General features: G+C 71.1%; 8 protein-coding genes. 6 read left to right on the forward strand and 2 right to left on the reverse strand.

What is annotated here, in order from left to right; translation table 11 throughout:
- Nucleotides 1-2: 2 nt before the first annotated feature.
- Complete coding sequence (locus R6Y94_RS13070; protein WP_318396061.1) at nt 3-1,361, reverse strand: glycoside hydrolase family 5 protein; 1,359 nt, start codon at nt 1,359-1,361, stop codon at nt 3-5.
- Nucleotides 1,362-1,966: 605 nt separating this feature from the next.
- Between R6Y94_RS13070 and R6Y94_RS13075 the strand changes: the two genes are divergently transcribed.
- The 3 genes from R6Y94_RS13075 to R6Y94_RS13085 all read left to right on the forward strand — a co-directional run bounded on the left by R6Y94_RS13075 (nt 1,967) and on the right by R6Y94_RS13085 (nt 5,888).
- A complete protein-coding gene (locus tag R6Y94_RS13075) occupies nt 1,967-3,151 on the forward strand; it encodes a sensor histidine kinase (protein ID WP_318396062.1) in 1,185 nt (394 codons plus the stop codon).
- Complete coding sequence (locus R6Y94_RS13080) at nt 3,148-3,753, forward strand: response regulator transcription factor (RefSeq protein ID WP_318396063.1); 606 nt, start codon at nt 3,148-3,150, stop codon at nt 3,751-3,753. Before R6Y94_RS13075 ends, R6Y94_RS13080 begins: the two co-directional genes overlap by 4 nt.
- A gap of 326 nt (nt 3,754-4,079) precedes the next feature.
- The gene (locus R6Y94_RS13085; RefSeq protein WP_318396064.1) at nt 4,080-5,888 is read left to right on the forward strand and encodes an Hsp70 family protein; all 1,809 of its coding nucleotides are present in this window, start codon (nt 4,080-4,082) and stop codon (nt 5,886-5,888) included.
- Between the two features lie 148 nt (nt 5,889-6,036).
- On the opposite strand, the gene R6Y94_RS13090 is transcribed toward R6Y94_RS13085, so the two are convergent.
- Nucleotides 6,037-7,911, reverse strand: coding sequence for a glycoside hydrolase family 35 protein (locus tag R6Y94_RS13090; protein WP_318396065.1), 1,875 nt, complete (start codon nt 7,909-7,911; stop codon nt 6,037-6,039).
- Nucleotides 7,912-8,001: 90 nt separating this feature from the next.
- Here R6Y94_RS13090 and R6Y94_RS13095 point away from each other — a divergent pair, with 90 nt between their 5' ends.
- From R6Y94_RS13095 to R6Y94_RS13105, 3 genes are all read left to right on the forward strand, one after another.
- A complete protein-coding gene (locus tag R6Y94_RS13095; protein ID WP_318396066.1) occupies nt 8,002-9,024 on the forward strand; it encodes a LacI family DNA-binding transcriptional regulator in 1,023 nt (340 codons plus the stop codon).
- Between the two features lie 182 nt (nt 9,025-9,206).
- Nucleotides 9,207-10,529 carry a carbohydrate ABC transporter substrate-binding protein gene (locus tag R6Y94_RS13100; protein WP_318396067.1) on the forward strand — a complete coding sequence of 441 codons (1,323 nt, stop codon included), beginning with the start codon at nt 9,207-9,209 and terminating at the stop codon, nt 10,527-10,529.
- 111 nt (nt 10,530-10,640) lie between these two features.
- Nucleotides 10,641-11,624, forward strand: coding sequence for a sugar ABC transporter permease (locus tag R6Y94_RS13105; RefSeq protein WP_318396068.1), 984 nt, complete (start codon nt 10,641-10,643; stop codon nt 11,622-11,624).
- Nucleotides 11,625-11,628 lie beyond the last annotated feature (4 nt).

Raw genomic sequence — 11,628 nt, forward strand, 5'->3', positions numbered from 1 at the left:
CCTCACACCGGCGCCTGCCGGGCGCAGGCCCGGCGCAGCAGCTCGACCAACGGCTGGCGCGGCCGGCACCGGTCGAACCGGAACGAGGCCATCATCTCGTCGATCGCCGACTCGCCCATGCCCCGGAACAGCTCGCCGAACTCCGGCAGCAGCGCCTCGGCGAAGAGGATCTGCGGCACCAGCCGGCCGATCAGGAACTCGCTGCCGAACGGAAACGGCAGGTAGTCCGGGAACTCCCGGGCGAAGAGTTCCTTGAGCGGGCGCATCACCTGCTGGATCTGGTCGTGCCGGCCGCCCCACAGGTCGACGCCGAGCCGGGCCTTCTTCTCCAGTACCGGCCGGATCCGGCGCATCCACGGACTGTCCGGATCCACTGTCAGCGGCGCCGCCACCCCGATGTCCTTGTACGGCCAGAACGCCCAGTTGGCCCGGTGCCGGGTGTAGATCTCGAACTGGTCGGCGAGCAGGTCGAGCCGCATCCGGTCCCGTTCGGACTCACCGGTGAAGACCGCGTTGAACTCGCCGACGTAGACCGGGGTGCCGGTGCGCAGCATGTACTCGCTGCGTTTGAGGTACGTCCGCTCCAGCACGCCCGCGTCGAAGTACTGGTCGCGGGACTGGTCCGGCAGCAGGATGCCGTGCTCGTACCCGATGCCGTCCGGGGACTCCCAGACGTGGGTCAGGTGCGCCACCCCGGGGTAGCGACCGTCCGGGACGTAGCCGGGCGGCGCGTAGTCGTGGTGCGAGTAGACGACGTTGGGTAGCGGTTCGCCGTACACGTCGAAGTCGTTGGAGTAGCGGTTGCCCTCCAGGATCACGATGTGCTCCGGGTCGACCTCGCGGATCGCCTCGACCAGCCGGCGGGAGTACGGCCCGATCACCTCCCCGCTCGGGTCGGCCGGCTCGTTGACCGGGTTGTACGCGGCCACCCACGGCTCGTCCCGGTAACGGCCGGCGATCTCCCGCCAGAGGTGTACGACCCGGTCCTGGAAGTGCGGGTGCTGCCAGAACTGGGCCACGTGGGTGGGGTTGTCGCTGTGCCAGTCCTGGTTCTGCCAGCCGGGCAGCGCGTGCAGGTCGATGATGGTGCGTACGCCGCACGCGGCGAGCAGTTCGATGGCCCGGTCCAAGTGGTGGAAGCCGGACTCCACGATCTCGAACGGTCGCCGGTCGTCCTCCAGGTGCCGGTAGTTGACCGGGATCCGGACCACGTTGCAGCCGAGCTCGGCGATGAAGCGGGCGTCGTCGGCGGTGAAGAAGTGCTCCAGGAACCGGTCGAAGAAGAACGCCGCCCGCTCCGGGCCGAGCACGTCCCGCACGGCGGTCCGCATGCCCTGCTCGTACGCCGGGAAACCGGTCATCCAGTTCTCGAAGTTGAGCCAACCGGCGAGGCCAATCCCCCGCCAGATAACCGGCTGTCCGTCGCCGTCAACTATTTGATCGCCATTGGTCCGGAGAAATCCTCCGGGGCATGCCAAAGCAAACCGGGACACGGACATGCCACCCCCTGCCTTTCCCGTCGTCGGGTGCATTGCCCGTTCGGATCGATATTGACTCAATACGATGGAACCACAATCGTCAAGAGGTCGAGCATGATCAAATGGACGCGCTCCCACGGCGTACCTGTCGAGCCCGGAGCGTTGCGACGTGAGCCAGAGGAGTCAGCGGGGTCAACCGCTCCAGGGTGTTGCCGGGCGCGATCCGGGACGATATTTTGCGCGGGGATGTTAGCGATCCCACCTACCGGTCCCCGCCGCACACCCCTGGGGGGAAAATGGTTTGGCCGCAAGCGTTGAGGTCAGTCCTATCTGCCGTACGGCGGCTGATGAGGCACCGTCGTCGGCGCAACCGTCGTGACCCGTTTCTCTACAAGTGAGGTACGACGCGAATCGGGAATCACCCGCCCCGGCACGGACGGAGGCGGGCGGCCGGCATCGATCGGGCCCGGGGACATAGCATCGGCCGGATGGCGAGCCCTCCCGACCCGCCGGGGCGTGATCCACGGCTGCGCCGGCCCCGGATCGCCACCCTGGTCGCGCTGGTCAGCACGCTGCTGACCGCCCTGATGATGCCGGGGATCGGACTGGCCCGCGAGCCGGATCCGGTGTGGACGGTGCTCGGCTCGGTCGGCATCGTCGCCGTCGCCACCGCCCAGATCGTGGCGCTGTACGTCCTGCTCACGCCCTGGCTGACCACGTCGGCCCGGCGCCGGGCACTGGCCGGGTACGCCGGAACGGCCGTCGCCTCCGTACCGCTGGTCGGCCCGGTCGCGGGCGGGCACTGGCCGACCTGGGCCTGGCTGGGCGCCTCGATCGTCGGCACCGCTCCGCTGCTGCTCGGCCGCCGGACCGCGACCCTGGTGGTGGCCGCGACCGTCGCCGTGTCGGTCGTGGTAGCCCGGTCGACCGGCGGCGAGGTGGCGGACCACCTGCTGATCACCGGCGGCATCGGGCTCTCCGTCGCGGGGATCGGCTGGTTCCAGGTGTGGTTCTGGGACCTGCTGGTGCAGGCGCAGCAGGGCCGCAGCGCCCAGGCCCGGCTGGCCGCCACCCAGGAGCGGCTCCGGTTCGCCCGGGACGTGCACGACCTGCTCGGCCACCACCTCTCGGTGATCGCGCTGAAGGCCGAACTCGCGGCCCGGCTCGCCTCGGTCGACCCGGAACGGGCCGGGCGGGAGGCGGCCGAGGTGCAGCGGCTGGCCGTCTCGGCCCTGGCCGAGGTACGCGAGGCGGTGCACGGCTACCGCGCGGTCGACCTGCGCGAACAACTGGCGGCAACCGCCGAGGTACTCCGCTCCTCCGGCGTACGCTGCACGGTCGAGCAGCCGACCGGTGAGGTACCGGCGGAGGTCGCGGCCCAACTGGCTCCGGTGTTGCGCGAGGCGAGCACCAACCTGCTGCGGCACAGCCGGGCCACCTGGTGCAGGATCGAGGTCGGATGGTACGCCGACCGGTTCCGGCTGACCGTCGCCAACGACGGGGCGGGGCCGGCCGCGCCCGACCGGCACAGCTCGGGGCTGCGCGGCCTCGCCGACCGGCTGGCCGACGCCGACGGGACGCTCCGGACCGAGCACCGCGACGGCGTCTTCACGGTCGAGGCCGTCGTGCCGGCCCCGGACACACCCGACGCGGCGGAGCGGGGGCGGGCATGATCCGGGTACTGCTCGCCGACGACGAGGAGCTGATCCGGGTGGCGATCGCCGCCCTGCTCGACCTGGAACCCGACGTAGAGGTGGTGGCGCAGGCCGGCGACGGCCGGTCGGCGGTGCAGGCGGCGCTGGCGCACCGGCCGGACGTCGCGGTGGTCGACCTGGAGATGCCGGCACTGGACGGGCTGGGCGTCGCCGCCGAACTGGCCAGGGCGCTGCCGTCCTGCGCGGTGGTCATCCTGACCGGTCGTGGCCGGCCCGCGCACCTGCGCCGGGCACTCACCACCGGCGCCCGGGGCTTCCTGGCCAAGGGCGCCCCGGGCAGCGCACTGGCCGACGTCGTCCGGCGGGTGCACGGCGGCGCACGGTACGTCGACCCGACGCTGGCGGCCGAGGCGCTGATCGCGCCCGAGTGCCCGCTGACCCCGCGCGAGTTGGAGGTACTCCGGCTGGCCGGTACCGACGCGACCGTCTCGGCCATCGCCCGGCGTACCTCCCTGTCGCAGGGCACGGTACGCAACCACCTGGCTGCCGCCGTCGGCAAGCTCGGGGCCGCCAGCCGGACGGAGGCGTACCGGATCGCCGCCGACAGCGGCTGGCTCTGACCGGCCGCGACCGGTGGAACCGTCGTCGGGAGGAAACCGGCGGACGCGGTCACCGCCTCGTACGAGGCGGGCGTACTCCAGGTCCGGGTCGCCGGCGCCTACGCCGACGGCGTCGGCGGGGCCCGCCGGATCGCCGTCACCTCCGGCAGCTCGGCCACCCCGACCCTGGGTTCGGGCGAGGGGCAGCCGACCGCCTGACCCACCGCCACCGACACCGCACCCGCGGACCCGGCCGGATCCCCGGCCGGGCCCGCGCTGTCGGCTCCGGCGAGGAAGCGACCGAACGGGCGACCATGGCGGGGTACGGCTCCCGTACCGTGTTGGCTGTGCGTGGCGCGGGCGCGAGACTCGGCATCGACTTCGGCACCTACAACACGGTCGCGGTGCTGGCCCTGCCGGACCGGGAACCCCGGCCGCTGCTCTTCGACGGGTCGCCGCTGCTGCGCTCGGCGGTCTGCGCCGACACCGGCGAGCGGCTGCTGGTCGGCCAGGACGCGCTGCACACCGCGCTCTCGCTGCCACAGTCCTACGAGCCCTATCCGAAGCGCTGCGTCGACGAGGGCACGGTGCTGCTCGGAGGCCGGGAGATGTCGGTCGAGGAGCTGTTCGCCGCGCCACTGCGCCGGGTGGCCAGCGAGGTACGCCTGATCACCACCGAGCCGGTCACCGAGGCGGTGCTGACCTATCCGGCCGCCTGGGGTACGCACCGTCGCGGCACCCTGCTGGCCGCGGCCAACAAGGTGTTGCCGACCGTACGCCTGGTCGCCGAGCCGGTCGCCGCAGCGAACTTCTTCGTCGAGGTGGCCGGCCGGGACCTGCCGGTCGGGCGGTGCGCGGTGGTCTACGACTTCGGCGCCGGAACCTTCGACGTGACCGTGGTACGCCGCAACCCCGACGGGTTCGAGGTGCTGGCGACCGAGGGGCTCGCCGACTGCGGCGGGCTCGACATCGACGCCGCCATCGTGGCGCGGATCGGTACCGCGATCGGCAGCCGGGACGAACGCCTGTGGGCCCGGCTGACCAGCCCGGACACCACCTCCGACCGGCGGGCCAGCCAGCAGCTCTGGGCGAACGCGCGGTCCGGCAAGGAGATGCTGACCCGGACCACCGCGACGCTGATCCACGTACCACTCTTCGATGTGGACATGCCGCTCGGCCGGGAGGAGCTGGAGGAGCTGGCCGCCCCGGTCGTCGCGCGTACCGTCACGACCACCCGCACCCTGCTCGGCCGGCTGGACGACGGAGAGTCTGCGGTGGCGGCGGTCTTCCTCTCCGGCGGGTCCAGCCGGATGCCGGCGGTCGCCACCGCGCTGCACCGGGCGCTGGACATCGCCCCGAGCGTCGTGGAGCAGCCGGAACTGGTGGTCGCCGAGGGGAGCCTGCGGATCCCGGTCGGCTCCGGCGGTCCCGCCACGGTCGGGGCGACGGCGGAGCTGCCGACCGCCGGGCCCGCGACCGCCGCAGCGGGCGCCGGTACGCCGGGTAGGCGGTTCGGCCGGTGGGCGGCGCTGTCCCGGTCCCGGCGGGTGCAGGTCGCGGGTGCGGCCGTGGCGGTCGCCGCCGTCCTGGTCACGGCCACCGTCGCGGCCGCCGTCGCCGGGGGCGGCGACCCGGTTCGGGGTACGGAGGACTCGGCCGGTGCCGCCCCGGCCAGCGCCTCGGCGACACCCGGCGCCAGCGGGTCGCCGCGCCCGTCCGTCACGCCGACGGTGACCGCCGCCGGGGTGGACGCCTGCATGGTCGGCACCTGGCGCAGTCTCGGCGGCCAGTCGGACAAGAAGATCGACAATCAGAGCATCCAGTTCAGCGGCGGGGCCGGGACCGTACAGACCTACACGGCGGACGGCAAGGTGACGCTGAACTTCAACAAGACCACGGACAAGACCGCGACCTACCGTGGAGTCAAATGGCGGGAGCGGACCCGGGGCACCGCCTCGGCCAACGTCTACCACCGCAACGGCGTCGAGTACGTCAGCGGCGTACGGGCCAAGGGGACCATCGTGCTCTACCGTGGCAGCAGCCGTAACGCCAGTGTGCCGCTGTCGCTGCTGCTGGAGCCGACCGAATACATCTGCACCGGTGACACGATGCGGTTCTTCGGCAACGGCCCCAGCGAGTGGGTCCGGGTCCGCTGACCGCGCCGCCTCGGCAGGCAGGCCGTCGCGCGGATCAGCAGAGGGTCGGCGGCTCGGCCGGGATCGGCTCCGGCAGCGCGTCGAGTTCGGGTGCCCGGGCCCGCCTGGTCATGGAGCGCCACGAGTAGCGGCCGGCGGTGGCGGTGGGTCAGCCGAACTCCTCGACGTACTCCTCCAGTGGTCCCAGCTCGGGGCGGTCCCGCAGCTCCAGGATTCCGCCGAGCCGGTCGAGTTCGAGGACCGTCACGGTGTTCTCTCCCACCTGCAACAGCGGTGCCGGACAGTAGAGCGTCACCTGCGGCCCGATCTCCCAGTAGCGGCCGAGCAGAAAGCCGTTGACCCAGACCAGGCCACGGCCTGATCCGGGCAGGGCGAGGAAGGTGTCCGCAGGTGTGTCGACGTGTACCACCGCCACGGCGAAGCCGGCGCGCGTGGTCGCCGGGCCGGCGGCGACGGCGCGGGCCAACTCCGCGGCGGACCACTCCTGCAGCGCTATCGGCGTGCTGTCCCAGCCCTGCACGATCCGCCGGTCGACGAGGACGGGACCGAGCAGGCCCTTGTGCCGGCCGATGCCCGGACCGTAGTTCACCCGGCCGAGGTTCTCGACCAGGACCTCCAGGCGTACGACGTCACCGGTACCCCGTACCGGCAGTGCCGGGGCGGCGGGTTCGGCGACTCCGAGAACCGTGCCGTCGCCGAAGACCAGGGCCCGGTCGCGTACGTCGGTGAGTACGAGCCCGTGTTCGCCCGCCGGGATACGGGGGTACGCCGTGTGCAGGACCATCCCCGCGTCGAGCCCGAGTTGCTCGAACGAGGCCGGACGAGGGCCGGACGAGGTGGCTGCCGGTACGGCGCGGAGGCCGGCGAGCAGGTCGGCGCGGTGGACGAGCGGTACGCGTGCCGGCGGTAGGGTCGGCATCCGTACGGGCATCCGTACGGGTCCTCGCGCGCCGAGTGCCGCACGCACGGCGAAGAACTTGGCGGTGAGCGTGCCGTCCTCGGCGACCGGCGCGTCCGAGTCGTAGCTGGTCACGGTGGGCTGCAACCGGCCCTGGTCCTCGTTGGCACCGGCCCAGAGCCCGAAGTTGGTCCCACCGTGGGCCATGTAGATACTCACGCCGCCGCCGTCGGCGATGATCCCGTCAAGTGTGGACACGACGCTCTCGACCCCGCGGACGTGGTGTCGCTCGCCCCAGTGGTCGAACCAGCCGTTCCAGAACTCGGCGACGACGAACGGCTCGTCCGGTCGCCGTACCGCGAGGAGTTGCCGGGCTGCGGCGGGCTTCGAGCCCAGGGTGACGGCCGTCAGGGTTCCGGGCAGGGTGCCGCCGTCCAGCATGAGCTCGGTGGGGCCGTCGGCGGTGAACAACAGCTCCCGGATGCCCCGGGTGGTCAGGGCATCGCGGTTCCAGCGCAGGTAGGCGTGGTCGTCGCCGTAGCTGCCGAACTCGTTCTCCACCTGCACCGCCACGACGGGTCCGCCCTCGGCGGTCTGTAGGGCGGCGATGCGCGGGACCAATTCGTCGAACCAGCGGCCGACGGCGGAGGTGAATGCCGGATCGGAACTGCGGATCGCGATGTCGCGGCCGGTGAGCCAGCTCGGCAGGCCGCCGTTCGACCACTCCGCGCAGATGTAGGGGCCGGGCCGGACGACGACGTCGAGGCCCTCCTCGCCCACCGTGCGGATGAACCGTTCGATGTCCCGCCAGCCGTCGAAGCGCGCCGCCTCGTCGGCCCGGGGTTGATGGAAGTTCCACGCGACGTAGGTGTCGACCGTGTTGAGCCCGAGGTCGGCGAGCCGTCGGATCCGGTCCCGCCAGAGTTCGGGGTGGACGCGGAAATAGTGCAGCGCCCCGGACAGGATGCGGTGGGGGACGCCGCGCCGGTACAGGCGGCGTCCGCGCCAGTCGAGTGCGGCGGTCGCGGCGTCGGCCGCCGCCGCGTCGGTCGTGGTCGTCGCCGCCGCGTCGGTCGTGGTCGTCGTCGGGGCCGGAGGGATATCCGGCGCGGGCAGATGGATCACGGCGCGAGCCTATGTTATCGATGCCATATGCAACAAAGACGGATATGATCCAGCGGACGTTTCGCGGTCCGGCCGCGGGAGAGGAGCACCATGACCGAGGGCACCGCGCGGACCACGAGGCAGCCGAGCATGGCCGACGTGGCCCGGACCGCCGGGGTGTCGGCGCAGACGGTTTCCCGCGCGCTCCGCGACTCGCCGAACGTCAACCCCGAGACCAGGCGGCGAGTGCTCGCCGCCGTGGAGCGGCTCGGCTACCGGTTCAACAACGCCGCCCGGGAACTCTCCTCCGGGCGCAGCCACACCATCGGGCTCGTGCTGTTGCAGTCCGGCGGCTACTACTCGCGTTCGGCCGTGACCGCCGGCGTCGAGGCGGCCGCGGGTGAGACCGGGTACGCGGTGAGTATCGCGACCATCGCCAGGCTCGACACCGGCCTGATGGAGCGTTCGCTGTCCAAGCTCGCCGACCAGGGCGTGGACGGCATCGTCATCGCGGTGCCGCTCATCTCCGTGACGCAGAAGATGGAGGACATCACCCGGGACATCCCCACCGTCACGCTCGACGGCTCCCGCACGGCGAGCGCCCGGGTACTCGGGATCGACCAGCGGGAGGCGGGCCGCATCGCCACCCAGCACCTGCTCGACCTCGGACACCGCCAGGTCTGGCACGTTTCCGGCCCGGACGAGTGGATCGAGGCACGCCGGCGGCGACAGGGCTGGCAGGAGTGCCTGGCCGCGGCCGGGATCGAGGCGCCGCCTCCGCTGGAGGGGGACTGGTCGCCCGACTCCGGATACCAGCAGGGGCAGATCCTCGCGATGATCCCGGACGTGACCGCGGTCTTCGCCGCCAGCGACGAGATGGCCTTCGGGGTGATCCGCGCCCTGCGCGAGCGCGGCCGGTCGGTGCCCGGCGACGTCTCCATCGTGAGCGTCGACGACATCGCCCTGGCGGCCTACTGTTCCCCGCCACTGACCACCGTGCGACAGGACTTCTACCGTTCCGGGGTGGCGGCCGTCGCCCTGCTACTGAAGGGCGACGAGGCCGGCGACGACCAGTCCGTCGTCCCTCCGTCACTGTCGGTACGCGCCTCGACCGCGCCGCCGCGCTCCTGCTGAGCTGCCTCTTGCGCTGGCATGTTATCGGTGCCACCGTAACAAGGTCCGGATCGGCCGAATGCTTCAGAACGCCACCCAGCGGCGTGGCGTCAGCGCGGCCCGACCCCCGATCCGGACGGCCGGAACTCGTTCCTCCGCTCGCACCCAGGTGGGCAGACGTCCACGGGAAGGACCCGATAAACATGAGGAGATCAATCGTCCTGGCGGGCGCCGCGGTCACGGTGCTCGGACTGCTCGCCGGCTGCTCGGCAGACGGCGACGGCCCGGACTCCGGCACGGCGACGCTCAGCGTCGCCGCCCTCGAAGGCGGCTACGGCCGGGACATGTACACCGAGGTCATCGAGGCGTACAAGACCGCGCACCCGGACGTCGACGTGCAACTACAGATCTCGAAGAGCATCGAGGACGAGATCTCCCCGAACATGAAGGCGGGGCGGTTCCCGGACGTCGTGGTGCTCGGCCAGGGCCGTAAGGCCGCCCTCACCGAGACCCTCATCAAGGACAAGGCCATCGAGGACCTCACGCCGATCCTGAAGACGAAGGTCCCCGGCGAGGACAGGACCGTCGGGGACAAGCTCACCGAGGGCATTATCGGCAACCTCAACACCAACCCCTACGGTACGGACCAGACATACCTGCTGCCGATGTACTACGCGCCGACCGGGCTCTTCTACAACAAGGGCCTGTTCACGCAGCGGGGCTGGCAGGTCCCGACGACCTGGGACGCGATGTTCGCGCTCGGCGACACGGCCAGGGCGCAGGGGATCCCGCTGTTCACCTACCCGACCGCCGGGTACCTCGACTCGTTCTTCTTCGCGCTGCTCGCCGACGTCGGCGGGGAGCAGTTCTACACCGACGTCATGACGTACAAGCAGGGCGTCTGGCAGACCCCGCAGGCCCGGCAGGTTCTCGACATCACCACCCGGCTGCTGAGCTATGCCGCGCCGACCACCGTCGGGTACGCCAACGAGCAGGACTTCACCAAGAACCAGCAGTCGATCCTCGACAACAAGGCCCTGTTCATGCCGAACGGCACCTGGATCGTCGGTGAGATGAAGGACGCCCCGCGCGCCGACGGCTTCCAGTGGGGTCTGACGCCGCTGCCGGCGGTCACCCCGGGCGGCAAGCGTTACATCACGACGTCGGTCGAGTCGGTCTGGATCCCCAGCGCAGCCAAACACAAGGACGCGGCGAAGGACTTCATCGCCTACCTCTACTCCGACGAGGCGGCGAAGATCTTCGCCAAGTCGAACGCGATCCAGCCGATCGAGGGCATCGCGAGCAGCCTGTCCGGGGAGAACGCCGAGTTCTACAAGGTCTACGAGGACCCGGCGGTCGCCGCACTCGTCGGCGGGTTCGCCAGCACCGCGCCGGTCCCGGGTGTCGACATCAAGGGCACGCTCTTCGACACGGCCAACAGCATCATCAGCGGAGACAAGACCGAGGACCAGTGGCAGGCCGCGCTGAACGAGGCCAGCGAGAAGCTGCGCCAGGCGGGCGGCTGACGTGCCCGGCGGCGGCGGAGTTCCGACCGAGCCGCCGCCGGCGCCGCTCCGAACCGGCAGAGGCGCCGCTGTTCATCCCCGACCTCCCCGAGCGATCCAAGGACCGGCACGGTGACGACCATCTCCACCCCACCTTCAGGCTCGACGGACCGCACATCCGTACCAGCGCCGTCCGTCGGACGCGCCCGACGCGGTGTCCGGAGCCCGGCCCGCCGACGCGGCGACGTCGGTTTCGTACTCGCCTGCCTGCTGCCGGCGCTGGTGCTCTTCGCGGTGTTCATGGTCGTGCCGACCGTGAACGTGTTCCGGATGTCCCTCTACACCTGGAGCGGGTTCTCCCCGGACATGCGCTTCGTGGGGCTCGACAACTTCGGCCGGCTCCTCGACGACGAGCAGTTCGTGCGCGCGTTCCAGAACACGGTCGCGCTGCTGGTCGTCGTGACCATCGTGACGATGGGCATGGGCCTGTTCCTCGCCGCGATCATGACCCGGCAGCGGCTGCGCGGGCGGAACCTCTACCGGTTCGTCCTCTACATCCCGAACGTGCTCTCGGTGGTCGTGATCGCGGCGATCTTCTCCGCCGTCTACGACCAGGAGAACGGTCTACTCAACGGCACGCTCCGGCTGCTGGCGCTCGACGGCCTGCAGCAGGTCTGGCTCGGCAACCAGGGGATCGTGCTCTGGTCCGTCGCGATCGCGATGGTCTGGCAGTCACTCGGCTACTACATGGTCCTCTACATGTCGAGCATGGCGGGCATCCCGGAGGAGCTCTACGAGGCGTCCGGGCTCGACGGCGCCTCCGCCGGCCGGCAGTTCTTCGCCGTCACGCTGCCGCTCATCTGGCAGAACCTCCGCACGACGCTGACGTTCTTCGTCATGAGCGCCGTCAACCTCAGCTTCGTCCTCGTGCACGCGATGACCGGCGGCGGGCCCGACGGCTCCTCCGAGGTGCTGCTGAGTTACATGTACCAGCAGGCGTACACGAACTCGTCGTACGGGTACGGCATGGCCATCGGGGTCGTCATCTTCGCCTTCTCGTTCCTCGTGTCGCTCCTGGTGAGCCGCGCGACCCGACGCGAGCCCCTCCAGTTCTGAGGAC

The organism is Plantactinospora sp. KLBMP9567, assembly GCF_033446045.1.
In the GTDB taxonomy this organism is placed as follows: Bacteria; Actinomycetota; Actinomycetes; order Mycobacteriales; family Micromonosporaceae; genus Plantactinospora.